The sequence below is a fragment of the Streptomyces sp. NPDC006544 genome, assembly GCF_040611715.1.
Lineage (GTDB): Bacteria > Actinomycetota > Actinomycetes > Streptomycetales > Streptomycetaceae > Streptomyces.
On the sequence record NZ_JBEXOV010000073.1, the window covers coordinates 14,478 to 37,691 of the forward strand.

The 23,214-nt window shown below is 71.7% G+C and carries 33 protein-coding genes and 1 pseudogene; 4 read left to right on the forward strand and 30 right to left on the reverse strand.

The window, feature by feature from the left end:
- Positions 1-4 precede the first annotated feature (4 nt).
- From ABZY44_RS27615 to ABZY44_RS27760, 30 genes are all read right to left on the reverse strand, one after another.
- Positions 5-427: a minor capsid protein gene (locus ABZY44_RS27615; RefSeq protein WP_356658374.1), complete on the reverse strand. Its 423-nt coding sequence runs from the start codon at positions 425-427 to the stop codon at positions 5-7.
- The gene (locus ABZY44_RS27620; RefSeq protein ID WP_356658376.1) at positions 420-770 is read right to left on the reverse strand and encodes a hypothetical protein; all 351 of its coding nucleotides are present in this window, start codon (positions 768-770) and stop codon (positions 420-422) included. The genes ABZY44_RS27615 and ABZY44_RS27620 overlap by 8 nt, the downstream gene beginning before the upstream one ends.
- Positions 767-1,084: a hypothetical protein gene (locus tag ABZY44_RS27625; protein ID WP_356658378.1), complete on the reverse strand. Its 318-nt coding sequence runs from the start codon at positions 1,082-1,084 to the stop codon at positions 767-769. The genes ABZY44_RS27620 and ABZY44_RS27625 overlap by 4 nt, the downstream gene beginning before the upstream one ends.
- Positions 1,081-1,470: a hypothetical protein gene (locus tag ABZY44_RS27630; protein WP_356658380.1), complete on the reverse strand. Its 390-nt coding sequence runs from the start codon at positions 1,468-1,470 to the stop codon at positions 1,081-1,083. The genes ABZY44_RS27625 and ABZY44_RS27630 overlap by 4 nt, the downstream gene beginning before the upstream one ends.
- A gap of 3 nt (positions 1,471-1,473) precedes the next feature.
- The gene (locus ABZY44_RS27635; protein ID WP_356658382.1) at positions 1,474-1,623 is read right to left on the reverse strand and encodes a hypothetical protein; all 150 of its coding nucleotides are present in this window, start codon (positions 1,621-1,623) and stop codon (positions 1,474-1,476) included.
- A 19-nt stretch (positions 1,624-1,642) separates the two neighbouring features.
- Complete coding sequence (locus ABZY44_RS27640; RefSeq protein ID WP_356658384.1) at positions 1,643-2,500, reverse strand: phage head protein; 858 nt, start codon at positions 2,498-2,500, stop codon at positions 1,643-1,645.
- Between the two features lie 15 nt (positions 2,501-2,515).
- Positions 2,516-3,178: a hypothetical protein gene (locus ABZY44_RS27645; RefSeq protein ID WP_356658386.1), complete on the reverse strand. Its 663-nt coding sequence runs from the start codon at positions 3,176-3,178 to the stop codon at positions 2,516-2,518.
- A 107-nt stretch (positions 3,179-3,285) separates the two neighbouring features.
- Entirely contained in the window at positions 3,286-3,459 is a 174-nt protein-coding gene (locus ABZY44_RS27650) for an Rmf/CrpP fold protein (protein WP_356658388.1), read from the reverse strand.
- A gap of 6 nt (positions 3,460-3,465) precedes the next feature.
- The gene (locus ABZY44_RS27655) at positions 3,466-5,685 is read right to left on the reverse strand and encodes a phage minor capsid protein (RefSeq protein ID WP_356658390.1); all 2,220 of its coding nucleotides are present in this window, start codon (positions 5,683-5,685) and stop codon (positions 3,466-3,468) included.
- An 18-nt stretch (positions 5,686-5,703) separates the two neighbouring features.
- Positions 5,704-7,182: a phage capsid protein gene (locus ABZY44_RS27660; RefSeq protein WP_356658392.1), complete on the reverse strand. Its 1,479-nt coding sequence runs from the start codon at positions 7,180-7,182 to the stop codon at positions 5,704-5,706.
- Entirely contained in the window at positions 7,169-7,411 is a 243-nt protein-coding gene (locus ABZY44_RS27665; protein ID WP_356658394.1) for a hypothetical protein, read from the reverse strand. The genes ABZY44_RS27660 and ABZY44_RS27665 overlap by 14 nt, the downstream gene beginning before the upstream one ends.
- A gap of 11 nt (positions 7,412-7,422) precedes the next feature.
- A complete protein-coding gene (locus ABZY44_RS27670; protein ID WP_356658396.1) occupies positions 7,423-8,655 on the reverse strand; it encodes a PBSX family phage terminase large subunit in 1,233 nt (410 codons plus the stop codon).
- Positions 8,645-9,169 (reverse strand): helix-turn-helix domain-containing protein, encoded by a 525-nt coding sequence (locus tag ABZY44_RS27675; protein WP_356658398.1) that lies wholly within the window; start codon positions 9,167-9,169, stop codon positions 8,645-8,647. The genes ABZY44_RS27670 and ABZY44_RS27675 overlap by 11 nt, the downstream gene beginning before the upstream one ends.
- Positions 9,170-9,381: 212 nt before the next feature.
- Positions 9,382-9,705 carry a hypothetical protein gene (locus tag ABZY44_RS27680; protein WP_356658400.1) on the reverse strand — a complete coding sequence of 108 codons (324 nt, stop codon included), beginning with the start codon at positions 9,703-9,705 and terminating at the stop codon, positions 9,382-9,384.
- Between the two features lie 78 nt (positions 9,706-9,783).
- Entirely contained in the window at positions 9,784-10,629 is an 846-nt protein-coding gene (locus ABZY44_RS27685; protein ID WP_356658402.1) for a hypothetical protein, read from the reverse strand.
- 62 nt (positions 10,630-10,691) lie between these two features.
- On the reverse strand, positions 10,692-12,413 hold the full coding sequence (locus ABZY44_RS27690; RefSeq protein WP_356658404.1) for a hypothetical protein: 1,722 nt from the start codon (positions 12,411-12,413) through the stop codon (positions 10,692-10,694).
- Positions 12,414-12,547: 134 nt separating this feature from the next.
- A complete protein-coding gene (locus ABZY44_RS27695) occupies positions 12,548-13,417 on the reverse strand; it encodes a hypothetical protein (RefSeq protein ID WP_356658406.1) in 870 nt (289 codons plus the stop codon).
- A gap of 56 nt (positions 13,418-13,473) precedes the next feature.
- Positions 13,474-13,782, reverse strand: coding sequence for a hypothetical protein (locus ABZY44_RS27700; RefSeq protein ID WP_356658408.1), 309 nt, complete (start codon positions 13,780-13,782; stop codon positions 13,474-13,476).
- The gene (locus ABZY44_RS27705; RefSeq protein ID WP_356658410.1) at positions 13,779-13,985 is read right to left on the reverse strand and encodes a hypothetical protein; all 207 of its coding nucleotides are present in this window, start codon (positions 13,983-13,985) and stop codon (positions 13,779-13,781) included. The genes ABZY44_RS27700 and ABZY44_RS27705 overlap by 4 nt, the downstream gene beginning before the upstream one ends.
- Complete coding sequence (locus tag ABZY44_RS27710; RefSeq protein ID WP_356658412.1) at positions 13,982-14,437, reverse strand: hypothetical protein; 456 nt, start codon at positions 14,435-14,437, stop codon at positions 13,982-13,984. Before ABZY44_RS27710 ends, ABZY44_RS27705 begins: the two co-directional genes overlap by 4 nt.
- 135 nt (positions 14,438-14,572) lie before the next feature.
- Positions 14,573-15,043 carry a single-stranded DNA-binding protein gene (locus ABZY44_RS27715; RefSeq protein ID WP_356658414.1) on the reverse strand — a complete coding sequence of 157 codons (471 nt, stop codon included), beginning with the start codon at positions 15,041-15,043 and terminating at the stop codon, positions 14,573-14,575.
- A gap of 99 nt (positions 15,044-15,142) precedes the next feature.
- A complete protein-coding gene (locus ABZY44_RS27720) occupies positions 15,143-15,298 on the reverse strand; it encodes a hypothetical protein (protein WP_356658416.1) in 156 nt (51 codons plus the stop codon).
- Positions 15,295-16,008, reverse strand: coding sequence for a cell surface glycoprotein (locus ABZY44_RS27725; protein ID WP_356658418.1), 714 nt, complete (start codon positions 16,006-16,008; stop codon positions 15,295-15,297). The genes ABZY44_RS27720 and ABZY44_RS27725 overlap by 4 nt, the downstream gene beginning before the upstream one ends.
- Positions 16,005-16,409, reverse strand: a complete 405-nt coding sequence (locus tag ABZY44_RS27730; protein ID WP_356658420.1) for a hypothetical protein — start codon at positions 16,407-16,409, stop codon at positions 16,005-16,007. Before ABZY44_RS27730 ends, ABZY44_RS27725 begins: the two co-directional genes overlap by 4 nt.
- 569 nt (positions 16,410-16,978) lie before the next feature.
- A complete protein-coding gene (locus tag ABZY44_RS27735) occupies positions 16,979-17,563 on the reverse strand; it encodes a hypothetical protein (RefSeq protein ID WP_356658422.1) in 585 nt (194 codons plus the stop codon).
- Positions 17,560-18,141 carry a hypothetical protein gene (locus ABZY44_RS27740; protein ID WP_356658424.1) on the reverse strand — a complete coding sequence of 194 codons (582 nt, stop codon included), beginning with the start codon at positions 18,139-18,141 and terminating at the stop codon, positions 17,560-17,562. Before ABZY44_RS27740 ends, ABZY44_RS27735 begins: the two co-directional genes overlap by 4 nt.
- Positions 18,138-19,238 (reverse strand): ERF family protein, encoded by a 1,101-nt coding sequence (locus tag ABZY44_RS27745; protein WP_356658426.1) that lies wholly within the window; start codon positions 19,236-19,238, stop codon positions 18,138-18,140. Before ABZY44_RS27745 ends, ABZY44_RS27740 begins: the two co-directional genes overlap by 4 nt.
- On the reverse strand, positions 19,235-19,639 hold the full coding sequence (locus tag ABZY44_RS27750; protein ID WP_356658428.1) for a hypothetical protein: 405 nt from the start codon (positions 19,637-19,639) through the stop codon (positions 19,235-19,237). The genes ABZY44_RS27745 and ABZY44_RS27750 overlap by 4 nt, the downstream gene beginning before the upstream one ends.
- A 70-nt stretch (positions 19,640-19,709) precedes the next feature.
- Entirely contained in the window at positions 19,710-19,910 is a 201-nt protein-coding gene (locus tag ABZY44_RS27755) for a hypothetical protein (protein WP_356658430.1), read from the reverse strand.
- Entirely contained in the window at positions 19,907-20,119 is a 213-nt protein-coding gene (locus ABZY44_RS27760) for a helix-turn-helix transcriptional regulator (protein ID WP_356658432.1), read from the reverse strand. The genes ABZY44_RS27755 and ABZY44_RS27760 overlap by 4 nt, the downstream gene beginning before the upstream one ends.
- 342 nt (positions 20,120-20,461) lie before the next feature.
- Here ABZY44_RS27760 and ABZY44_RS27765 point away from each other — a divergent pair, with 342 nt between their 5' ends.
- The 4 genes and pseudogenes from ABZY44_RS27765 to ABZY44_RS27780 form a co-directional block, all read left to right on the forward strand.
- Positions 20,462-20,908 carry a helix-turn-helix domain-containing protein gene (locus tag ABZY44_RS27765; RefSeq protein ID WP_356658434.1) on the forward strand — a complete coding sequence of 149 codons (447 nt, stop codon included), beginning with the start codon at positions 20,462-20,464 and terminating at the stop codon, positions 20,906-20,908.
- A gap of 23 nt (positions 20,909-20,931) precedes the next feature.
- Entirely contained in the window at positions 20,932-21,309 is a 378-nt protein-coding gene (locus ABZY44_RS27770) for a hypothetical protein (protein ID WP_356658436.1), read from the forward strand.
- Complete coding sequence (locus ABZY44_RS27775) at positions 21,306-22,925, forward strand: recombinase family protein (protein WP_356658438.1); 1,620 nt, start codon at positions 21,306-21,308, stop codon at positions 22,923-22,925. Before ABZY44_RS27770 ends, ABZY44_RS27775 begins: the two co-directional genes overlap by 4 nt.
- A gap of 71 nt (positions 22,926-22,996) precedes the next feature.
- Positions 22,997-23,214 (forward strand): annotated as a pseudogene (locus ABZY44_RS27780) (fatty acid--CoA ligase); the annotation flags it as partial.

Below are 23,214 nucleotides of genomic sequence, written 5' to 3' on the forward strand. Positions count from 1 at the left end.
CCTCCTATTCGATGCGGTGTGTGGTGGGGGCGGACACGTCGAGGTCGAAATTGATGACGTGTTCGTGTCGGCCGGATGAGTCGGGGCCCATGGGGGCGGGGGTGGCGCGGGCGGCGGCGAGAACCAGCCACGTGCCGTCGGCGAGGGCGAGGCCGGCGAGGCCGTGCAACTCGCTGTAGATCGCCCAGCAGCGCGCGCGGGAGACGCGCGGGTCCGGGCCCCCGCGCACGCGGACCTGTAGGCGGGGGGTGTCGTAGGCGTTGCGGGTGTCGGGCGCCTCGCCCCCGTACAGCCACAGCCCGACGGCCGCGTCGGGGGTCGGCGGCATGCTCTCGATGAACAGGTCGCCGGTGGTCCCGGTCGGGTCGTAGGTGGCGTGTCCGGCGGCGTCGAGCAGGCGGGCGATCCCGTCGAGGGGATCAGCCACGCAGGGACCTGCGGAGCTGGGCGGCGATGATCTCGCCGACCGCGTCGGCTTCCTCGGTTAGCGGCCCTTCGAGGTACTTGGCGCTGCGCCCGGCGTCGTGCCGGTAGGTCAGTTCCTCGTGCTGGCGGACCGCGTAAGGCGTGTCGTAGGAGATGGCCCCGGTGAGGGCCTGCTCGTCGACGGTTGCGGTACCGGAGCGTTCGAGGGTGGCCTCTTCGATCGGCACCCGCGCACGGGACACCTGGAGGACGTGTTCCGTGGCCAGTCGCAGACCGCGTACGGCGCCTGCCCGGGTGCCGCGCAGGGCGGCGGCCCCGTTCCATCTCAGGCGGGTTCGGTTCACTCGCAGAACACCTCCGCGGATTCGGGTAGGGGCAGGCCCGGCGCGGTGTGCGGGGCGATGTGCAGCGCGGTCGTGATCCGCCCGGACGGAAGGGTGATCCGGGACAGCGGCGGACAGGCCACATCGGGCGCGGTGAGCACCTGCGCCGTGGATGTGACCTCGCGTCCCTCGCGGTTGCGGACGGTCCGCACGGTCTCGGCGACCAGGGCGGGAACGTCGGCGGTGGGCGGCCCGTACGTCGGCCCGTACGCGGTGTCACCCGCGTACGGCTCGATGGTGATGCGGTGCGGGAGCAGCCAGTCGGGGACTCTCACCAGATCACCCCCACCTGTAGGCCGGCGCGGGTGAGCGCGCGGTACGCGCGGGGCGCGAGGTCGACCGTTCCGGGGGCCTGGGTGCCGGTGCGGCGCCCGGACATGGCGACGGGGCCAAGGCTCACGGAGTCCCACCGGTCGTCGGCTCCGGTCCCGTCCGTTCCGGCGGCGAGCTGGTACTCGACCTGCGCACAGACGGCGTCCGCGAAGGCGGCCACGACGGCCGGCTCGGTGGGCATGCCCATGCCGTCGGTGTCGTACAGGGCGGTCGTGAGGGCGTCGTCGACGTCCTCGGACGCGCGGGTGAGCAGGCGGTCGGCGTCCGGCGGCGCCGGTTTCCCGGACCACGCGGTGAACTGCTCCGGCGTGGCATAGATCCGGGGCACGGCTTACGCCTCCTTCTTGCTCCGGGCAGCAGAACGCCCCGTCGCCTTTGCGGGCGGCGGGGCGTCGTCGGCCTCCTGGTGCTCGTCGTCGTTCGGCGGGGCGTCCGGCTCGGGGCCGGGCTCCTCGCCCTGGTGGTAGCGGCGCAGCATCATGACGGAACGTTTCTCCTGATCAGCTGGTGGCGAGGGTGCCGACGCAGACGCCCTTGTCGTCGAGACGCTTCACGGCGTAGTGCACGTTCGTGGTGATCACCGTGGTGCGCTTGAGGATGTCGCGGTCGGTCTCGACGATCGGGCGGCGCTTGTAGAGGGCGCCGAGCGCGTTGCGCTTGAGGACCAGGAACTTTCCGGCCGCGACGCGGTTGGTTACGAAGATCGGCAGTCCGGCAATGGCGCCGATCTGACCCGTGCGTACGACCGTGTCGGCGCCGCCGAGCTTGGACGCGTCCATGAACTGAGGGTCAAGGGCCGCTTCGGCGTGCTGCGCCGAGTTGAGGAACAGACCGGCGAACTCCGAGGGGTCCCACTCGTCGCCGAACTTGGCGAGGGCAGGCACGATGCTGTCCGCCCACGTGAACTTCGTCTTACCGGCCGCGGTGGTGAAGCTCAGCGGCGTGCCGCCACCCTGGGCGGTCTCGTCGGCCTGGGCCTGCGTGATCAGGGCCGCGTCCACCTTGCGGGCGGCGAGGATGCCGAACTGCCTCTGCGCCTCCGCGCGGGGATCACCAAGGCCGGTAAGTAGAGCCTTGTCGGTGATCTCGACGGCCTTGCCGGCCTCCTTGATGGTGGCCTTGCTGGCGCGCTGGCCCATGACCGTGGTGGTCATGGCCGTGCCCTCGGTGAGGTCGTCAAGATCGCCGATCGCGTCCCACGTCGGGAAGTCGATCGTGTCGCCGGGCTGGCCGACAAGGGAGTCGTCGGTGAGGACGGCGCCCGACCCCAGGACGCGCACGGCGCCCAGGAACTTGGCCTGCGAGAGATCGCCCCACACCTCGGGAATGATCAGGTTGGCGGCGGTGGTCGTGGGCATAGGTGCCCTCCTTGCTTACTGGGTCCCGGCGAGGCGCCGGTAGGTGGCTGGGTCGGACTGGTACAGCTCGGCGCGCTCCGCGTACGGCATGGCGGCGAACTGGGCGGCGGTAATGCCCTGCGGCGGCGGACCGCCGAACTCGGATCCGCCGAGCTGCGGCCCGGTCGGCTTCCCGCCGAGACGCGGGTTCGCCTGCACGGCGGCCTTGATGGCGGCGGTGACGGCGGCGGTGTCGGCCGGGTCGACGTCGGCGAGGGAGTCGGCGAACTGGCGGGAGTCGAGCAGGGCGTCGGGGTCGGCCCCGGCCGCCGTGGCGGTGCGGTAGACGGCAAGCTCGACGGCGGTCTGTCGGGCCTGCGCCTGCGCGGTGGTGAGCTGCTGTGTCAGCTCCTCCGGCGTCGCCTGCTGGCCCGCCTTGGACGGGTCGAGAATGCCGATCAGCTGCGCGGTCAGCTCGGCGCGCGCGGTGTCGGCCGCTGCCTGCTTCGCGTTGACGCGGCCCTTGCCGGCCTCGGCACGGGCGGCTGCGAGGTCGGCCTCAAGCCGGGCGATCGTCGCGGCCTGGTCCTGCTCGCCAGGGGCCGGCGCGGCCGGGGTCGGCGGGGCGGCGGGGTCCTGTCCGGGGGCCGGGTTGGGGGTGCCCTGCTCGCCGGTCGGGCCGGGGGTGGGGGTGCTCATGGTGTTGCCCTCCTGGGGCTGGTCGGCCCGCTCCTGGCGGGCGTACGGGCATGCGAAAGGGGGCCCGCACCTGGCGGGCCCCCTTGGGATGTTCTTCGGTTGTGCGGCTACTGGGGCCGCTCGTGCCCGGCCTTGCGGCGGGCGGCGGCGTACCCCTTGATCCATGCGGTCTGGAGGATGGAGTCACGGCCGTACGGGCAGACAGTCGGCGGATCGTTTCTCCGCCCGGCCTCGCTGCCCTTCTGGTGCGCTTCGACGATCTGCGCGCGTGTTCCCACCATGTCCCCCTACCGCTTGTTCTGCTGGTCGGCCTCGTTCTTCTCGGCGCCCTCGGACCAGCGCTGACGCTGCCCGGTCGCCTTCGTGATGAACTCGGCCTGCGTGAGCCTGCCGTGCGTGGCCCACCACTCTTTCAGCTCGTCGCTGGCGCGGCTGTAGGCGATCCGGGCCGGGCCTGAGAACAGGGCCCCCGGGTCGTGTCCGGCGGCCTGCGCCTTCTTGTTGAGCAGGTACCCATTGCAGTCCTGTTCGGCGGCGAGGTACTGCCTGTAGGTGTACTCGTCGTACATCGCGCGGGCCTGGCGGCGGGTGATCCGCGGCCCTTCCTCGTGCTCCCCTTCCTCGGCGGCCGGGGTGGTTTCTCCGTCCCCGGCGGCGACGGCGGCCCATACGGCGTCGTCGGCGAGGGCGCCCCACCCGTCGGGGTCGGGCGCGGGGGCAAGTGCCTGGGCGAGGGCCTGGCGGTCGGCGAGCAGGTCGTCGACGGCGTCGCCGGTGGTGGCCGGCTGCGGCATGTCGACCCCGTCGCGGCGGTCCATCTCTTCGGCGATCCGCAGTAGTTCGGCGGGGTCGGCGTAGGACATGGCCCATGCGAGGGTGTCGTCGTCGGCCTGGTCAAGGTCGGCGCGGAGCGCCCCGGCGGGGAAGGTCTGGGCGAGCAGGTCGCGGCGGGCGGCCTCGGCGGCGGTGGCCTCCTGGTCGTCGGGCGCGTCGCGGTAGCGGGCGGCGAGCTGGTCGTCGGAGAGGTGGACCAGGTCCGCGCGCACGCCCGGGAGGGCCCCGGCGCGGTTGCGGCGGTGAACCTCGGCCATGACGTGCAAGGTGTCGACGTCGTCGAGGTGCGGCAGGATCCGCGCGAGTTCGTCGTCGGACAGGGCGAGCAGGTCGTCGACCAGCCGACCCCCGGGGCGCGCCCGGTCGAGCAGGGCGTCGAGGTCGCGGCGGTCGGCCTCGGCCTCGACCCGCGCGCGGGCCTGGTCGTCGAGCAGGTTGGAGCGCATGGCGGCGGCGAGCTGGTCGTCGCTCATCTCGCGCGGTGTCCGCTCGTCGCCGGAGAACAGGCGTGCGGCCTCGACCTGCTCGGGCGTCGGCGCGGTGCGCGGCTCGGGCAGGTTTGACGCTCCGGGCTGCTCCCGGTGGCGCAACCGGCGTAGGTCCGGGTGCGCGGCAAGGTGGGTACGCATGGCACCCTGCCACTGCCGAAGCCGGATCCCGGCGGCGCGCTTGCCCTCGGGGGTGACGGCGGCGGCCTGGCGGCGTTTGTACTGGCGGATATGCCGCTCGATGGCGCGCTGTCTCTGTCCGGCCTCGTACCCGTCCGGGTCGCTGGTGGCCTTCTCGATGACGGTCAGGCCCGGGGTGTACGCGCTCACCGAGTGCCTACAGTTCGGGTGCTGGAGCCCCGCGAGGCGGGCCTCGTCGAGGGACCCGGCCACGCGCACGGGGACCATGACCCCGTCTTGGGTGGCGTGCTCGACCTCGACTGTGCGGGCGCCGGCCGGACCGCCGATGGACAGCACCTTGCCTTCCCACGCGCGGCAGAGCGGGCACTCGCGCGGGGAGTCGGACACGGCGACCAGGTCGACGCCGTGCTCGGCGAGCGTGCGCATGTGGGCTTCGGTGGCGGCGCGCCCGGTCGCGGTCCGTACCGCCATCTCGGCATAGCTCGTGAGCTGCCAGCGGCGGCCGGAGCGGTCGCGGAAGTGGGTCACTCCCTCGTCGGCCCATCGGCGCATGGCGTCCTGTGTGGCCTGGCGGCGGGTGCCGGTGCCGAGTGCCACGGTGGCCGTGACCTCGGCGACGACGGCGCGGAAGCGGTCGACGATGGCGCGCAGGATCCCGCGGTGGGTCGAGGTGACGACGTCGACGGTTTCCTGTGCGAGGCGGTCGACGGTCTGCGCCTGCGGTAGCCGGTCATCGACCAGCCGGCGCGCGTCGTCGGACAGTGCGCCCAGCTCGGCGACGGCGGCGCGGTGCCCGGTGTTGTAGGACTCGGCGACCGCGTCGAACACGTCGAGGGTGACGGCCTGGTGCAGCTCGTCGACGACGGCCTGTGAGGCGCGACGCATGGCCTGGACGGCGGCGAGCTTCTGCTCGGCCCAACTGGGCGCGTCCAGACCTGCGCCGAGCTGCCGGGCGATGATCGCGAGTAGCCGTTCCTCGGCGGCGGCGTACAGGTCGCGGGTGCGCTCGGCAAGGGGCTCGACCATGCCCGGGTGAATCGGCACGCTCTCACCCCCTGCCGGTCACGCTGCGAGCGGAAACGTCCCCACGGGATCCGGGGCGGCGCCGGTCTCGGCGAGGATCGCGGCGACCTCTTCTTGTACGGCGGTGTCGTCCCATTCCGGGTGCAGGATCTTGACCCTGGTCCGGGTGGATGCGGACTGTGCACGGGCGAGCAGATCCAGCGTGGTCGCGGTCTGCTGCTCCGACTCGGTGACGCCGTCGCCGAACTCGACCGACGGGCGCTCGGGCTTGACAGGCGTACCGAACTGGACGGCGTCGAGCCACAGCATGACGTGCAGCATGTCGGCGAGGCCGTGACGCCAGTACCCCGATTTCTTCTTGCGGGTCACCATGCTGCGCTGGTCGCGGCTATCGGACTCGGTCGCGGTGATCGCCTCGCCCTCGCCGTGCAGGCCGAAGGACTGGGCAGAGTAGCCGGCCGACTGGGCGGCCTGCCTCATGATCGCCTCGGCGGTTCGCTGGTGTTCCTCGACCCGGATATCGAACTGAGTCAGCGTGATGGTTGCGCCCTGTTCGTTGGGCGGCATGTTGAGCTGTTCGTACACCTCGCGGTCTTCGAAGCTGGCGCCCTTGCCCGGCCCCTCGCTGCGCAGGTAACCGGTCGGGACGATGAGCCGCGCGCGGGCGAGGCGGATGTCGCGCATCCACGACGTCCACACCGTGTCCAGGTTGTCGAACAGGTCGTAAAGGGGGGCGGCATAGTCGCTGCGCCCGATCGGGGATCCGCGGTGATGCCGGTTGGGGCCGATGTTCGGCACGTAGGTGCAGGTGAGCAGGGGGATACCGGTGCTGATCGTCTGCCCGTCCCCGTCGGGGTCGAGGGAGGCGACCAGGTCGGCGGTCGCGGGGTGCTCGCCGAGCGGGACAGGGCGGCCGACGTTGTCGGACGTCCCTCGGTACAGCGCGTGGATGACGCGGCCGGGCTCGTGCCGCTCGAAGTGCCGCCACACGGTGGCCCCGTCGCCGCTGGGAAGTTCCTCCCAGAACGTGCAGGCGCGCAGCATGCCGAACCGGTGCTCGGGGATGGCAGCGTCGGGCTGCACCACGGTGAGCAGCGGCCGGGCCGCAAGGTCCTTGTCCCACGTCACCCGCAGAAATACACCGGACAGGGCGGCGGCCTGCTCGGCCCCGCCCAAGCAGGTCTGCTGTACGCGGCCCTCGTCGAGCAGCTGCTCAAGGCGGCCCTGCGTGGTGCGGTCCGTGGTGCGGATGGCAGGCATGTCCGCGAAAAGCAGGTCCGCGCTGGTGGTCGCGATGTCGCCCGGCAGCGGGATGTGCAGGCGGTTGTCACGGCCCGCCGCCGGCTGGGAGCGGCGGCCCCACATCCGGCGGCGTCCGAGCTGTTCCTGGGCGTCGCCTTGCAGGCGGCCCAGACGCTTGGGGTCGCCGGAGTACCACGCGTCATCGATGCGGATCCGGTCATAGATCGGGGCCCACTGCGGGGGCGGCCATGCGGCGCCGGTCTCAGGGAGTGCCACGGGCGGTCACCTCCTCGGACAGGGGTATGTGCACGGTGGCGGTGAGCGGCTGTTCGTCGTAGTGGATCCGGCGGCCCTCGCGGTCGAGGACATACAGGGACGCGTCGACCCCGTCGCGGGCGTGTACGCGGACGTCGTAGACCAGGGCCGGGGGCAAGCCCAGGGCGCGGCAGGCGGCGCGGCGCTGGTCGGTGGTGATCGTGGTGGGGATGGCGGTGGGGGCGCTCATGTCGGGGATTCCTAGGGCGGTGCGGTGAGTTTGTGACGCCACTCATGGGCGGTCGAGTGGACGACGTAGCGCAGGGCGTCACAGGAGTGGTCGTTCTTCTTCACGGGCTTGTCTTCACCTAGGGCCGCGGCGGCCTCGTCCCACACGTAACCGGGCAGCTCGTCGAGCAGCCCCTCGCACGAGCGGTGCACGCGCAGTAGGCCGGCGCCGAGCAGGGAAGCCACGGACCGGATGCCGTTCACGACCTCGTTCGAGGCGCGGGCGATGCCTTCGTAGGAGTCGGCCCACAGCTGCGTGATGAAGCTCGCCGCGCTGGGGTCGCAGAACGTCCACTCGGGCCGTACGCCCAGGTCCGCGACCCACTTACGCAGGGCGGCGGAGTACTGGGCATCGGTCATCTGGCGGCGCGCCGCGCGGGAGTCGTAGCGCCACTCGGCACACACGTACAGGACCCCGTCGACGCCCTCGCCGAGCAGGATTGCGCTGGTGGCGTTGACGGTGCCGTAGTCGATGCCGATCCAGTGGCGGCGCATCTCCGGCAGGGTGTCGACGACGTGCTCGTCTTCATCCCACATGTCGTAGATGGCGCCCTCGGCCTGGACCCAAAGACCCAAGACGTTGCGCTTGTAGAACAAGCCGGTGTGCGTCGACTTGATGCGGGCCTTGTACTCGTCGTCGAGGCCCGGATTGTCGTCAAGCTGGAAATGCCACGACCTGAGGCGGGTCTCGCGTGGTCTGAGTAGGTAGTCGCGCCTGAGCCAGTGCGCGGGGTTGTCGGGGTTGGTCGTCCCGAAGATCTTGGATCCGGGGACGGAGCATCGGGCGGTGAGCTGGTCGACGAACGATTTGGGGAGCGTCGTCAGCTCGTCGGCGTACGCGCCCGCGCAGGTGAGTCCTCGTACCTTCGGCTCGGCCTGGGCGTCGTTGGCGCCCAGGGCGTGAACGGTGCGCCCCATGACGGTCGCCGTGGGTGCACCGCTGGTGTAGTGGATGTCCTGGGCGAGATCGCCGAACACATCGGGGTTCGTGAGCGGACCGAAAACGTTGCGGGCGAGGCTGTCACGCGTGCGGCCGACCATGACCAGTTCCCCGCCCGTGGGCGGGTCGGCGACGTACCCCAGCCACCGCAGGAGACTGGCGATCGTCTTTCCGGAACGAACGCTGCCTTCCCAGACGTTCAGGAAGGCTTCGGCCTCGATGATGCTGTCGATCTGCTTGGTGGACAGGGCAAGGTCAGTCCGCATCGTCGGCGGCCTCGCTGGCGTGGCGCTCGGCGTAGTTCCGGGCAAGTCCGTCCATGAGTCGGCCGATGACCGAACGGGACTGCTCGCCGGCCTCCTCGCGGGGCGGCGCCAACTTGAGGGAGCGGTCGAGGGCGGCCCCGGCGGTCGCCATCATCGTGCGGCGATCCGCGGGGGTCGGCTCGGGCTGCCACTTCTCGTCGTAGGTGTGGTCCTTGCCGCCCCACTCGAAGTACAGATGGGGCTGCGTCATCCGGCCGACCTCCCGTTCGGCGACGTCTTGCAGCGTGATGGCGAGTTCGGCGCGGCGCGCGGCGAGGTCTGCGCGGCGGACGCGGGTGGCGGTCTCGACTTCGGCGGCGCGGTCGAAGGTGAGCGGCGGGTCGAGATTCGCGGCGATCTTGGACACGGTCGAGGGGGAGCGGCTGATCTTCCGTGCGATGTCGTTGCGGCTCATGCCCTGGCCGTGGAGGCGGCGGACGTCCGTGCGGTCCTTGTCGGTGATGGGGCGCGCCATGGGGCTCACCTCCTGCCCGGCCAGGGGCCCGCAGGGGGGCATACAAAAGCGCCCCGCCGGGGGGATGGCGGGGCGCTGGTGTGGAGCGACTGTTTCCGGGCATGCCGGGGTCGCCTCGAACTTTAGGTCACGGAAAGGTCACGGCGCAAGTGGGTGTTGTGCGGGCGCGCGAGTAGGGCGGCGACCGGTCGTACGCTGATGTGCCGAGCGCACTACGCGGCCCCTACTGCGCCCGGCCGGGGCGTGCTGGCTGTGGTGCCCTGGGCGGCGGGCCGCACTACGCGCAGGTCAGCAGCGTGCGGGCGGTCGTGCAGATCGGTCCGCATCCCGATGCGCTGTGGTGCAACGCCCTCCGGGTACCGGCCGCTCGCCCACAGGTCGCGGTACCCGTGGGCGAGGAACGCGACGGCGTACCGGACGGCCTCCGATGTGCTCATGCCTGTTCGAGTGAGTACGGCGAGGTCGGCGTCGAGGTCGGCGTCGCGGCGGACGGTCAGGTTCTGTCGCCGGGCCTTAGTAGGCTTGACGTCAGCCATGGGGTGTCTCCCTTGGTGAGTCGGGCCCGGTCGGAACGTGCAAGGTTCCCCCGGGCCCGCGTCTGTTTGCGGGTTGGGTCAGTGGTTGAGCGGGGTGTCGCCCTCGCGGTAGTCGGTGGCTCGGGCCTCGTCGGGGTCGGGTTCGTCGTCGAGTTCGTCGGCGGTCCACCACACGCACACGCGGACATCCGTGCGGGCGAGGGCCACGTCGTCCCCCACCCGTTCCGCGAGGATGTGGTAGGCGAGTTCGGCGGCGGTGTCGGTCGTCTGGACGGTGCCGGAGTGGACCGGTTCCCACTGGGCGTCACCTGTGGCGCGGTACAGGACCCAACGGGCTTCCCATGGGTTGTCCCGGATCACCTGGTACGCGTGGCGGGAGGTGCACCCCAGTTCCCGGGCGATCTCCGGGGCGGCCATGCCGGGGGCGTCCTCTCCGTCCCCCACGTGGGCGGCGACGATCATTTCGGGCAGCGCCCGTTCCATGGCCTTGGCCACGCGGCGGATGAGCCCGGCCTCTGCCAGCGTGAGCGATGCGCCGGCCTGCTCGGCGATTGCGTCGCGCTCCTCGTGGGACTCGGCCTCGGCGTACCGGTCGGCGAGTTCCCGAAGGCCGTGCGCGGCCTCCTGGTTCGCGCGGCGCAACTCGGTGGCTTCCTCCATCTCGGCGAAGATGGCGAGCATCTTGTCGCGCAGTACGTCGGCCCTCGGGCGGTCGATCTCCAGCCCGCTGCGGGCGGCTGCGCGCCGGTTGTGCTCGCGTACGGACTTGGACAGGCCCGGCCCCGTCCAGCCCTTAGCGGCGGCCATGCCCTCGACTGCGGCGCGCTGGCCAAGCTCGGTGGTGGGGAACTTGGACGCGTCGGCGCGTTCGTAGTGCCCGGTGTTCCCCTGCTCGTCGGGGTGGGGCTGCTGCTCGTCGCTCATGGCTGCTGCTCCTGGTGGTGGTCGGGGCCCGCCCCACGGGCGCGGGGCGGGCGGTCGAGGGGTTACTCGGGCTGGTGGGCAAAGAGGCAATGCGACGACGTGAGCATGTCCTCGACCCTCCAGCCTCGGGAGGTCAGACGGTGGGCGAGGCAGTCAAGGGAGGCCCCGTGCCACCGGTCGTCGTGGCGGATGGTGCGCCCGGCCTCCAGCCAGTAGACGGCCACGCGCCGGCCCCCGCGCGGCTCGACCATGTACCCGCGTACGGCCTGCTCTTCCTGGGTCGGCGCGCTGACGTCGTGGTGGTCGGTGAGGCGGGCGACGGCGAGTCCGGACAGGGCCGCGCGGGTGGCGATCACGCGGGGGTGCATCGCGTTGCGCGGGGTGCTGCCCTCGGTGGCGCCCGCGTGCCTGACGATCACGCCCTCGACGACACGACGGGCCGGGGCCTGCTCGGGCGCCCCGTAGCGGGCGGCTTCGGCGGCCTTGCGGGCGTCCATCTCGGCACGCCATGCGGCGCGGTCGGCGGCGGCCTTGGCCTTGACCCGCTCGACGGCGGCGGGCGCGAACCGTGCGCGGACGATCAGCTTGTCGGGCTGCTCGGCGGGCTCGGCCTCCCTGAACAAGGCGCCCTGCTCGACGGGCCCCTCGACGGCGAACAGGGTGTCGGCGGCCTGCTGCTCGCCGATCCACTCGCCCCGCCACGTGCCCGCGTCGGCGTCGGCCTCGGTGACCAGGGCGGCGGCGTACAGGGCTTCGGCCTCCTCGACGGTGTCGACGGCGGCGGCGGCCTCCTCGGCGTGCTCGACGGCGTCGACGGCGCGGGCGACGGTGTCGAACGCGGCGGCCTCCTCGGCGATTGCCTCGACGGCCTCGGTGGGCGTGGTGTTCAGCGGCCGGGACTGAATGCAGAACGTCGACACTCGGCCGGTGTCGCGGGCGGTCTCAGCGGCGACGCGGTCGGCGTCGGCCTTGGTCGAGTAGGTGCCGATCAGCGTCCGCTTGCCGATCTTGCAGGCGCAGTTGGTGTGAACAGTGGTGATGGTCTCCGTGATGGTGCTGCCACCCCGACGGAAGGCGCGCGCGGCCACGCGGACGACGTCGGCCGGCGCGGCCTCGACGGGTGCCTCGGGCTCGGCGGCCGGGATGGCGGTAAAGGTGCCGCGCTGGTCGCACGGGGCGAGCAGGCCCTCGGCCTCGCACAGGGTCAGCAGGAAGCCCCAACGGGTGTTCCGGTCGACGTCGAGCCCCGCGGCCTCGTACAGGGCGGTGACGCGCTCGACGTTCCACTCGCCCCCCTCGTTCAGGACGGCGGCGCGCAGGAACGCGCGAGGGTCGACGGCCTCGACGATCTCGGCGACCTCGACGGCGGCGGCGGCCAGGGGGGATGCGGCGGCGAGCGACCGGGCGTAGGCGCGGGCCTCGGCGGCCTTGATGCAGCGCGCGCAAAGCTGCTGGCCACCCGTGGGCCCGTCGTTGTACTCGCTGACCTGACGCCCACAGAGCGTGTCGTCGGTGTTCGAGTAGTGGACGCGGCGGCCGGTGCCGACCTCGCAGTACCGGACCCCGGCGCGCTCGGCGAGGGTGGGCCCCTCGATGGCGCGGTCGGCGGCGACTTCCTCGGCGGCAACGCGGTCGGCCTGCTCGGCCTTGGCGCACGACTTGCAGATGCGGGCCGCGATCGGGGTGTTCGGCTCGTGCATGAGTTCGCGGCCGCAGTAGCTGGTGTGGGTGCCGGGGCGGGCGTAGTGGCCGGTGTTGCCGTAGCCGTGGGCGTAAGTGTCCATGGGGTGTCTCCCTTGGTGGTGGTCTGGTCCGGGGTGCAAGCCCGGGGGTGCTGGGGTGCAAGCCCAACAAGATCGACCGTAGCAGCAGTGAAGCCACTTCACAAGATGCTGTGAAGTGGCTTCGGTTGGTGGATTCAGTGTCCTGCGGTCTCCTGGCGCGCGGCGTACATGGCGACCCACAGGGCGACCAGGTCGGCGCCGCGCCACATCCGGCGCCCCCGGTCGAGCGGGGCCGGCGCCGCACACCCCTCGCCGATGGAGCACATCACCAGTGGCTCGCCCCCTGCCCGGGTGCGCGCCGCGAGGGTGCCCCCGCACCACGGGCACGGCTCGGGGAGATCGGTGGTGCGCCCGTCCCTGCCGAGTGCCCGCTCGACCGTACGGCGGGCCCGGGAGGCGACGGCCGCGGCCTCGTCGATCACGCGCGCCGGTACGGCGGTGAACAGGTCCCCGTCGACGTCCTCGCCCAGTAGCCGGCCCTCGACCCACACGGCGGCCCAATGCAGCCCGTACGCCCGGCTCCCGTGGCCGACGGCGTCCGCCGGCCCGGCGTCGCGGTGGTACGCGCACGTCCAGCGGGCGGGGTCGGCGGCGTCGGCCTCGTCGCGGATGAACCTGCCGTGCCGATCGCGGCCTGTGCGTACCGGGCGCTGTGCCTGGGCGGCGAGTTGGTCGGCGAGGTCGAACAGGTCGCGTTCGACGTCGAGGGCGGCGTCGAGGGCGGTCAGGTTCAGCGGGGCGGGGTGCTGGCGCAGGGTCAAGGGCGTGCGCCCGGTGGTCGGCTCGTCGTCGGCCTGGTGCTCGTCCTCGTCGGCCTGGTCGGCGAGGTGCCCGTCGATGTACGCGCGGGAGTCGCGCGGCGGCCACTCGGCGGCGGGCGGGCGGGCGATGGCGGCGAGCAGGTCGCCCCACTGCTCGCGGATGGCGAGCAGGTCATCGGCGGCTCGCTGCGCCACGGGGGCCGGCGCGGCCTGGGCGCGGAGCGTGAACGGGGGCGCGGACATGGTGGGTGGCTCCTGGTTCTGCCGGTCGGGGTGGGGCGGGGTGGGGCGGGGCGCGGTCAGGGGCGGGCGGCGGCGAGGGTGTGCTCGGCTGTATCGGCGCGCTGCTCGGCCTCGACGATGGCGGCCTCGGCGGCGCGGGTGCGGTCGTGGGCGCGCTGCATGGCGGACTGCTGGCCTGCGACGGTGCGGCGCAGTTCGTCGGCCTCGGTCAGTTCCGCGGTGACGTGTGCGCGCAGTAGGGCGGCCTCGGCGGCGCTGAGGGGTACGCCTCGCTGCGCCCGGTCGAGCAGGACGTCGAGGGACTGGCGGCGGGCGTCGCGGTCGGCGGCGCTCCTGCGGCGCTCGGCCATGGTGCGGCGGCTCACTGGCTGATCCCTTCGGCGCGGTGGCCGGTCGTCGAACAGGGCGGGCCCTGGGCGGGGTTGCTGCACTGGGCGCGGGTGAGGCGGAACAGGTCGCGGTCGGCGCGGGCCCGTGCCCGGCGGGCGGGGGCGAGGCGGGCGGCCCACACGGCCAGGGGGACGGCGGCGACGGCGGCGGCCAGGGTGAGCGCGGTGGTGTCGTTCATCGCTGCGCCCGGCGGGCGAGGCGGACGGCGGCGAGGTCGAGGACGTCGTCGACTGCGGTCCGGGGCGGGCTGTCGAGGCGGACCGCGTGGCTGCGCAGCATCGAGACCAGGTGCCGGCCTATCGAGGGCGCGGCCGGGCGGTCGGGCGCGAGGGCGGCGTCGAGCATGTTCGCAAGTTCGCGAGTGTGGTGGGCGAGGGCGTCGGCGGCGATTCGCGCGGCCTGGGTGGCGCGGTGGGGCCGGCTGAGTTGGGTGGTGAGCATCGCGTATGCCTCCCCCGGGAGCGCGGCGAGGGGCTGCTCGTCGGTCAGTTCGTCGGCGAGGTGGCGCAGCAGGGCGGCGACGGTGGCGCGCGGCAGGTTCGAGCGGACTTCGGGGCGGCCGTCGTTCGGCACGGTGATGATCAGGCGGTGGGTGTCGAGCGGGGCGGCGGCGAGGGGTGTGCGAGTCAAGGGGGTGCTGCTCCTGTCCGGGGTCGGGACGGTGGGTGTGCGGGGTGTCGGTTAGCACGGACGCGATGAACACCAGGGCGCCACCCGCGCGCGGGGCGGGCCGCGACCGGTCGCGCGGACCGGTCGCGGCGGGGGCTAGAAGGGGGGTTCTGCGCCTGTCTGGCTGGCCCATGGGTCGTGCGCGGGCTGCTGGCCGTATCCGCCGTTGTGGGGCTGCTGGCGGGCCTGGGCGTTGTTGCTGGCGCCGGTCTTGGTGACGGTGGCGGTGGCGTTCTTGAGGCTGGGGCCGACGTCCTCGACGTCCAGCTCGAACACGGTCCGCTTGACGCCTTCGCGGTCGTCGTACGTGCGCTGCTTGAGTCGACCGTGCACGATGACGCGGGTTCCTCGGGCGAGGCTTCCGGCGACGTTCTCGGCGGCCTGGCGCCATACCGAGCAGGTCAGGAAGAGGGATTCCCCGTCCTTCCATTCGTTGGTCTGGCGGTCGAAGGTGCGCGGGGTGGATGCGATGCGGAACCGGGCGACGGCGGCGCCCCCGGGCGTGAACTTCAATTCCGGCTCGTCGACCAGGTTGCCGACGACGGTGATAAGGGTCTCGCCTGACACGAAAGTGCCTGCTTTCGATCGTGAGTGAAACAAGAGGCTTTCGGATCATAGGTGATCCGTGATGGGTATGGGTGTGCGCTTTTTCCGGGCTGGGCGGGGCTAGCGGATCCCGCGTCCGTTGACGACGTGGCGGCCCCTGAGACGGCCGCGGTGGTCCGCTGCGGTCGGGCCCTGGGTCATGAGTCGCGCGTACGGGTTGGGCTCGTCGTCGGGGTCCTCGTCGGGCGCCGGCTGCGGGCTGGGTGCGCGGTTCACGCGGCCCCCTGCGCGTAGTGCTGGACGTGCGCGGCCTCGACGCGGGCGGGGTGCGGAACGGCCCGATCGGTGCGCCGCTTGCTGCCCTGCTGGCACGGCTGTCCGGCGGCGGCCCGGCACGGGTCCCACGGGCACCGGATGTTCAGCGGGTCGGGCTGTCCGGCGGCGGCGAGGCGTTCGCGCTGGGCCCGGGTCCGTCGCCATGGGGTGAGCTTGTCGGCGACCTCGCGCGGTACGTAGTTGTTCCCGACGTGTCCCTCGATGGCGGCGAGGCGGGCGGCGGCGAACTCGTCGCGGGCGTCACGGGTGCTGCCTCCGGTGAGTTCGCGGTACACGGCGGGGGTGGCCTGTCCGGTGGCAACGGCCTGCCGGGTACCTGCGAGGGCGGCCCGGTACGCCCTGGCGTCGTTGGGGTCGACGGGCGGGACGGGGTCGGTGTGCCGGCCGATGGCGTCGGCCTTGAACTTCTGCCAGGGGGCGCCTATGTCGCTGGGCTGGATGCGGTAGGGGCTGGTGGATATGTGGTGGTGGACGACGGCGGCGGCGTTCCAGTCGCGGCCGTCGGGGTGCGGGGCGGTCGCGGGGACGTTGACCAGGAGTTCGGCCCACTGGTCGAGGCGGTCCTCGGCGGCGGCCTGGTCCTCGGGGGTGAGGCGGGGGTCGAGGCTGACGGCGTAGGCGAGCAGGGCGGCGGTTTCGGTGCGGTTCATCGCTGGTGCTCCTGGGGGGTGATTCCGGCGGCGGTGGCGAACATGGCGGCGGCGGTCTGGGCGCGGCTGCGGCGGGGCGCGCGGTCGGCGAGGGGGATGACGTCGGCTCCGGTCCTGGGCGGCGGGACGGTGCCGGGTGCTGCGGCCGGCGCGAGGTTGAGCCATGCGCGCAGGAAGTAGCGGGCGTGGCTGATGTCGCGCTTGGTGGCGGCCTTGACGGCGACGGTGGCGAGCATGTCGACCCCGGAGCGCTTGAGCAGGGCGTCGACCTGGAGCCATTCGTTCGGGGTGAGGTTCCACGCGGGGTAGACCTCGGCGGCGGTGATCTTGGCGACCAGCTCGCGGGCGAACTCCGGGGGCACGCTGCTGGGCGCGCCTCCCTCCTTCACTCCTTCATTCACTCTTCCTATGGGTGAGTGATGGGGCCCGGAATTCGGGCCGGTAGGGGCCCGGTTCTCGGACCACAAAGCGTCTGCGGGGTCTTGGGCTAGGGGCCCGGGTTCCGGGCTGGTGGCGGGGGTCTTAGGGGCCCGGGAATCGGGCTGGTAGCTGTTAGGGGCCCGGGATTCGGGCTCCTGGGCTTCGGCCGTTTGGGGCTCGGAATTCGGGCCGGTAGAGCGTCGGTATCCGACGGCTCCGGGAATCACGTACCGGGCGGCGCGGCTCCCGGCGGCGGGCTCGTCGACGACCAGCTCGCCCGACTTGAGGGCGGTGGTCAGGGCGGCCTGAACGGTCGAGCGGGCGACGTTGACGCGCCGGACCATCTCGGTCATGCCCATGCGTACGCGGGCCGTGTCGTCGGTCGTGGCGTCGCCCAGGGCGAGCATGAGAACTCGTGCGTTCCCGCGCGTACGGCTGTGATTCCACACCCAAGCCTGAGCGTCGAGGGTCACGGGTGGAGCTCCTTCGGGTGGGGCACCCGGGGTGAGGGGCGCGGGCGCTGGCCTCACCCCGGGAAGGGGCGCGGGAGTCAGTACGGGCGGGTGATGGCGGGCTGGTGCTCGTCGCACCGCCACCCGCAGGGGTAGGGGCGGACCGTTTCTGCGGCGCACTGCGGATTCCCGTGCTCGCAGCGCGTCGGCTTCTTCGCCCGGCTGTTGCAGGCATCGCAGTAGCGGCGCCCGTCGGCCCGGTGGCGACCGTGTACGGCCTGGTCGTGGCCGCACGATGGCGCACGGTGCTGCACGCCCGTGATGCTGGCGAGGGCGGCCCGGTCGCGCTGGCGGGTCACCTGGTCGTCCACGTGGGACGGCTCGCAGCACCCGGGCCGGTCACACGACGGCCGCACCTGCCCGACGGGCGCGCGGCCCGTACGGACGATGAACGCGGCCTGATGAGCCGTGTACGCCTTCCCGGCGAACTGGAAGCGTCCGACACCACGGCTGTTGACTCCGGCAATCCACACGCGGTGTCCCCGGTCCCCGGCGCGGCTACGTGCCTCGAACGCTGCGGCCAGTCCATCGGGGGCGGCGTCGACGGTGAGCTGTCCGGGGACGGCCGGGGCCGGCGGGGAGTTGAGCAGCCGGGCGGCCCGGTCGAGGGCGGCGGTGGTCACGGGGTCGCCTCCTCGGGCGCGGCGGTAAGGGCGGTCATGTAGCGGGTGAGGGCGCCGGAACGCCACGCCTGGCCCACCGCGGCCTTCCCGGTCTTCTTCCACACCAGGGAGTGCGTACGGGCGCGCACGGGCTTGATCCGGACCCCGGGAACGTCGTGGACCTCGCCCGTGTCCGGGTCGACGATCTGCGCGGCCTGGGCGGCTTCCATCTGGGCGATCAGCTCGCCGAGCTTCCACGGGCGGACCTCGCGGACAACGCGTGTTGTCGTCCAGTCCTGGTCCGGGTAGGTCTGCCGGAGCCAGCGGGCGAGGGCTTCCTCGTCGGTGACGACCGGGCCGGTCGCACCCGCCCGAAGGGAGATCGTTGCGACGGTCTCGCCGTCGGGCAGGGTGGCGACGACCCGCTCGACCCCGTCGCGTCGTGCGGCGACGTCGAGGGCCGCTTGCATCCGGGCGCGGACGTCCTTCTTGGCGGTCGCCACCCGGGCGGCGAGCAGGTCGAGCGCTGCCTCTTCGAGCGCGAGTTCGCGCAGCGTCGGGGCGGCCGGGTCGGTCTTGGCGACGGACTGCTCGCTCATGCCCCCGCTCCCCTCACCGCGTCGAGCAGGTCGTCGCGCTGCTCGCGCAACTGGGCGGGCGTCGCGGCGGCCGGCTGGACCTGGTGCCGGGCGGTGAACGCCTGGTCGGCCTCGGCCCGGTCGAGACCGGCGGACTTGGCCGCGTCGTACATCTCGCCGAGTGCGGCGGCGTGCTCCTGGTCCTCCTCGCCGGTCGCGGCCGGCGCGGGGGCCGGGGTGGCCTTGGCGCGCTTCTGCGCGGCGACGGCGTCGAGGCGGGCGAGGTAGTCGGCGGGCGCTCCGGCCTCGACGGCGGCGGCGCGCACCTTGGCGAATGCGGCCGGGGTCGGCGCGGCCGTAGCCTCGGCGAGGTAGTCGCGGCGCGGCGGTGCCTGCTGGGCCGGTGCCGGGGCGGGCTGCTGCTGCTCCCAGGGACCGGGCTCGGCGCGGTCGCTGCGGCGTACCTGCTGCTGCGGCTGCTGCTGACGCCCCTTGCGCTGCTGCTGGCGCTGCTGCTGCTGGGCGTACTCGGCGCGGTGCTCGGGCGTCGGCTGTACAGGGTGGTTGCGGTCGCCGTCGTCGATGCTGCGCCCGTCGACGGGCAGCATGAACAGGGTGAAGAGCAAGTATTTCAAGGCTGCGCTTTGAGCTTTGTTCGTGGACTTGTCCGCGAAGTCACTGGCCTCGCCCGGGACTTCGGCTATCAGGCAGTCACCCGCCGGGCCGTAGACCCGGTACCGCATGGTGATCGTGGTCCGGGTCATCTTCCCGTCGCGTACCTGCTGCTGCCCGGCGATCGTCGGCAGGATGAACACGCCGTGCGAGCGGAGCGGCCCGGCCATGGCCGACATGACGTCATCGATGCCTCGGAACTTGTAGTTCTGCTGCTCGTTCCGCTGGTTCTTCCCCACGGGCATGGTGTCCCGCATGACGGCGTTGATCGCAGCGAAGATCCGCGGTGCGTCGGCCGGGGCGCCTTCGGGGGCGGGCTCGTAGGTCGTGGGCGCGGGGGCGGGCAATGCGGCCGGGGCGCCGGTGACGGCCTCGATCAGGCGCGCGGCGAGTTCCGGCGAGACGCGCGGGTCGGTGAGCGGGGTGGGCAGGGTGGTGACGGTCACGGGCGCGGGTTCCTGTTCTTGGCGAGGCGGGTACGGGCGGCGAGCTTCGTAAGGCGGGTGGCGTACGTGATCGCGTCGTCCGGGGTGAGCAGGGCGTCGACCTGGGGGGCGCTGGGCATCTCGTCGAGCAGGGCGTCGCGGGTGCCGTCGGCCTGGGCGGCGCGGATGCACCGCTCGTACTCCGGCATGTCCTCGGAGCACTGGGCGAAGTCGAGGCGCATCACGTGGACGGCGTGGTCGGCGAGCAGCCGGCCGATTCCGTCGGGGTCCTCGGCGTAGGCGAGGGCGAGATCGTCGATCAGGGGGGCGATGCGCTCGGCGATCGGCCAGCGGACGGCGGTGCCGTCTGCGGTGAGCTGGGCGGCGATCATCGGGCGGCGCGGGGTAGCGTCGGGGGACACGTCTCTTGCTTCCTGTGGTGGGCGTGTGCGGGGCCGTTCCGGGTCGTGACCGGGGCGGCCCTTCGGCATTTCAGGCGGCGCGGTCGACGGCGGCGGCCTGGGCGGCGGCCTGCTCGGCGCGTATCTCGCGCTCGATCCGCCGCAGGACGAGTTCCTTGGCGGGGTCGAGCAGGCCGGCGGCGCGGGCGCGGTCCCGGCGTTCGCGGGCGGCGTCGAGGGCCCGGCGCGCGTTGATGAAGCACTGTTCGCGGGTCAGCAGCGGCTCACTCATGCGGCGGCCCGCCCGGTGAGCAGCGCGGCGGAGGTCAGGCCGTAGGTCCGCTCGATGGCGGCGAGCCCGGCAGGGCCGGGCGCGTTCCGGCCGGTGACCCACCGGTAGACCGACAGGTACGGCACGCCCATGCGCTCGGCCATGGCTGCGGGGGTGTGGTCGCCCCGGGCGCTCGCGGCGTAGATCAGGGCGTCAGACGCGAAAGACATGACTGTTCCTTCCCTGGCTTGAACTCGTTCTGTTCGAGCCATGGATGAAACATAGCACTGCTGTGTCACCCGTGAAACAAATTAGGAGTGCAACAGTTCGGTTTCGAACAACCTCGCCAGAACTGGACGTAACTGGTCAGTAGGGGTGTTCTTGGTTGCGGAGCGTGCGACGTCTGTTACGCAGGTGACAGGTGAGACCGCCCGCCGTAGACTGCCATCGAAAGGACGTTCGAAAGCGTTCCTTGGGGCGTCTAGGCGCCGAACGAGGGGTGGGGAGGGACCGGGCTATGCTCATGCCGAGTTTTTGTCGTGCTTGCCTTTCACGCGCGATACATTTCACGCATGACTCAAGATCGGCCGATCCAGCACACGCCTGCAACGTTCGCGGCCTGGCTCAGAACGATGATGGAGCGACGGGGTTACACCGGGGTGGGCTCGCAAGGGCGATTCGCTAAGGACGTGGGGATGCCGGGGGGCAATTTGTCCCGGATCCTTCGCGGCGTTGGCGGGCCCCCGGACATTCGAACTCTCGAACCCATCGCCAAGGCCCTGAACATCCCCCTCATTGAGGTCTTGGTACGGGCATCCGTACTCCATCAATCAGACCTCGACGACATCCACGAAGCCCGCCTCGACCCCACCCCCATTAGTACGGAGCGCGCGGCGGAAGAACTCGGCATCACCAGCCCCGAAGGCCGCCAGACCTTCGAGCGCATGGTTCAAGGGCTGCGCCTGATAGAGGCATCTGGCAGCGACACCAGCACACCGCGCGACCGCGCCAGCGGCTAGCACCACAGGAAGGCATCACCGCAATGATGATCACCCGCGAACGAATCACCACCACCGCAGCCGGGGCAACGCTCCTGGCGAGTGCCGCCCTGGTCGTGCAAGGCGCGACCAGCAACCCGCGCCCCGGGCGCGCGTGCACGGCGGTAAGGCTGGCGTTCGGCACCCTCGCGGCCGTGACCATCATCCGCAGCATCCGCGCACGGCAGCAGGCCGCCGCCACGGCCAACTCCCACCGTCGAGAGGGCTACCGGCTTGGACTCACCCACGCGGCACACGGGCTGCTTACCCCCGACCCGGACAGCAACGGCCAGGGCGCCACCGCACAGGACGCCACAGCCCATCTGTCCGCAGTTCCCTCGCAGCAGGCCGCCGAGGGACACACCAAGGGGAAGCCGCAGTGATCGAAACTGCAATACCAGCAACATTCCGCGGTGCCGACGACGAGGACGGAGAGCCCTGGCTCGCCTACATCCGCGTCAGCACGTGGAAAGAGGAGAAGATCAGTCCCGAACTCCAGCGGGACGCAATCAGCCAGTGGGCCCGGCGCACCGGCCGGCGCATCATCGGGTGGATTGAAGACCTCGACGTCTCCGGCCGCCATTTCAAGCGCAAGATCATGGCGTGCATCGAGCGCGTCGAGGCCGGCGAGGCACGGGGCGTAGCCGTCTGGCGGTACTCCCGATTCGGCCGCGACCGCACCGGCAACGCCATCAACTTGGCGCGACTCCAGCAGGCCGGCGGGGACCTCGAATCCGCCACCGAACCTATCGACGCATCAACGGCGATCGGCCGGTTCCAACGCGGCATGATCCTGGAGTTCTCGGCATTCGAGAGCGACCGCGCCGGAGAGCAATGGCGTGAGACCCACGACCACCGCCGCTACAAGCTCAAGTTGCCCGCCCAGGGACGCAAGCGCTTCGGGTACATCTGGCACCGCCGCTACGACCCCACCACCGGGACTCTCCAAGAGGAGAGGTACGAGCCCGACGAGGCCGTAGGCCCCGCGGTCGCCGACCTGTACCGCGCCTACGTCGACGGCGACGGATTCAGCAAGCTGTCCGGCCGGCTCAACGTCGAAGGCCACCGGACCACGCAGGGCCGCATGTGGCAGGCCGACACCCTCAGCCGCTACATGGACAGCGGTTTTGCCGCCGGACTCCTCACGGTCCACAACCCCGAGTGCAGGTGCCGCAAGACCGATGGGACGTGCAAGAACCACGTCTACATCCAAGGCGCCCAAGAGGAACTGATCGAGTTCGATCTCTGGGAGGCGTACCTACAGCGCCGCAAGCACGTCAAGGAGACGACACCGCGCTCCCGGGTCGGCATCTACCAACTCACCAGTCTCGTGAAGTGCTGCGGCTGCAAGCTGGGCACCAGCATGAACACCGGCCGCCGAGAAGGAAAGAACGTCGCGGGTTTCTCCTTCCGGTGCAGCATCCGAGCCAAGTCGGGTGCGACGGCCTGTGAGGGCATCCTCATCGAGCGGAAGATCGTCGAGGAGGAAGTAAAGGGGTGGCTCACCCGCGAAGCCTCAGACGGCATCGACACCGCGCCGCAGACTCACACGCCCGCACAGCAACGGGACCCCGGTAGGGAGGCCGCGAAGAATCTTGCAGCGCGAGCGCGCGCACAAGCCGAAGTCGACAAGCAGCGCCAGGCCCTCGCCAGGCTCCGAGCAGAACGCGCCGCGAACCCGGAGGACTTTGGCCCCGGGGAGTACGAGGAGACCGCCGACCTCATCCGGAAGAAGCGAGCCGAGGCGCAGGCACTACTCGACAGCACCCCGGAAACGGAGCCCCTGCCGGAACGGGAAAAGCTCATAACGATCGCCCGGGGGCTACTCAAAGAGTGGAAGTCCTTCGATGATGGCGACATCAACATGGTGTACCGGCAGCTGATTCGCCGCGTGGCCATCAAGCGCAATGGGCCCGGTCCGGAGAACCACGTGATCGAGGTTCACCCTCTGTGGGAGCCTGACCCTTGGCCGGCCCCGAAGAGAGCTACCGCCAGGTAGTGACATACCGAGTGGTACGTGCGCAGAATCTTCCCACCGTCGCGCCGTCGCGATGCCTACCGGGAGGCACTGTGCAGAGCACCATGCAGGACGTTCCGCTTTTGATCAGCCGGATCCTCGAACACGGCCGCACCATCCACGGGCAGTCGACCGTGACCACCTGGACCGGCGAAGCGGAGCCGCACCGCCGCACGTTCGCCGAGATCGGTAACCGCGCTGCGCGGCTCGCCAACGCTCTACGTGATGAACTGGGCGTCGAGCCCGGAAGTGTTTTGGCGACATTGATGTG

Excerpts from the sequence above, each read along its gene's own strand:
- ABZY44_RS27695 (WP_356658406.1), bottom strand. The coding sequence starts at position 13,417 with ATGTCCGCGCCCCCGTTCACGCTCCGCGCCCAGGCCGCGCCGGCCCCC.
- ABZY44_RS27740 (WP_356658424.1), bottom strand. The coding sequence starts at position 18,141 with ATGAGCGAGCAGTCCGTCGCCAAGACCGACCCGGCCGCCCCGACGCTG.
- ABZY44_RS27690 (WP_356658404.1), bottom strand. The coding sequence starts at position 12,413 with ATGGACACTTACGCCCACGGCTACGGCAACACCGGCCACTACGCCCGC.
- ABZY44_RS27635 (WP_356658382.1), bottom strand. The coding sequence starts at position 1,623 with ATGATGCTGCGCCGCTACCACCAGGGCGAGGAGCCCGGCCCCGAGCCG.
- ABZY44_RS27650 (WP_356658388.1), bottom strand. The coding sequence starts at position 3,459 with ATGGTGGGAACACGCGCGCAGATCGTCGAAGCGCACCAGAAGGGCAGC.
- ABZY44_RS27675 (WP_356658398.1), bottom strand. The coding sequence starts at position 9,169 with ATGGCGCGCCCCATCACCGACAAGGACCGCACGGACGTCCGCCGCCTC.
- ABZY44_RS27680 (WP_356658400.1), bottom strand. The coding sequence starts at position 9,705 with ATGGCTGACGTCAAGCCTACTAAGGCCCGGCGACAGAACCTGACCGTC.
- ABZY44_RS27685 (WP_356658402.1), bottom strand. The coding sequence starts at position 10,629 with ATGAGCGACGAGCAGCAGCCCCACCCCGACGAGCAGGGGAACACCGGG.
- ABZY44_RS27755 (WP_356658430.1), bottom strand. The coding sequence starts at position 19,910 with ATGAGTGAGCCGCTGCTGACCCGCGAACAGTGCTTCATCAACGCGCGC.
- ABZY44_RS27725 (WP_356658418.1), bottom strand. The coding sequence starts at position 16,008 with ATGAACCGCACCGAAACCGCCGCCCTGCTCGCCTACGCCGTCAGCCTC.
- ABZY44_RS27670 (WP_356658396.1), bottom strand. The coding sequence starts at position 8,655 with ATGCGGACTGACCTTGCCCTGTCCACCAAGCAGATCGACAGCATCATC.
- ABZY44_RS27705 (WP_356658410.1), bottom strand. The coding sequence starts at position 13,985 with ATGAACGACACCACCGCGCTCACCCTGGCCGCCGCCGTCGCCGCCGTC.
- ABZY44_RS27645 (WP_356658386.1), bottom strand. The coding sequence starts at position 3,178 with ATGAGCACCCCCACCCCCGGCCCGACCGGCGAGCAGGGCACCCCCAAC.
- ABZY44_RS27765 (WP_356658434.1), top strand. The coding sequence starts at position 20,462 with ATGACTCAAGATCGGCCGATCCAGCACACGCCTGCAACGTTCGCGGCC.
- ABZY44_RS27665 (WP_356658394.1), bottom strand. The coding sequence starts at position 7,411 with ATGAGCGCCCCCACCGCCATCCCCACCACGATCACCACCGACCAGCGC.
- ABZY44_RS27640 (WP_356658384.1), bottom strand. The coding sequence starts at position 2,500 with ATGCCCACGACCACCGCCGCCAACCTGATCATTCCCGAGGTGTGGGGC.
- ABZY44_RS27770 (WP_356658436.1), top strand. The coding sequence starts at position 20,932 with ATGATGATCACCCGCGAACGAATCACCACCACCGCAGCCGGGGCAACG.
- ABZY44_RS27760 (WP_356658432.1), bottom strand. The coding sequence starts at position 20,119 with ATGTCTTTCGCGTCTGACGCCCTGATCTACGCCGCGAGCGCCCGGGGC.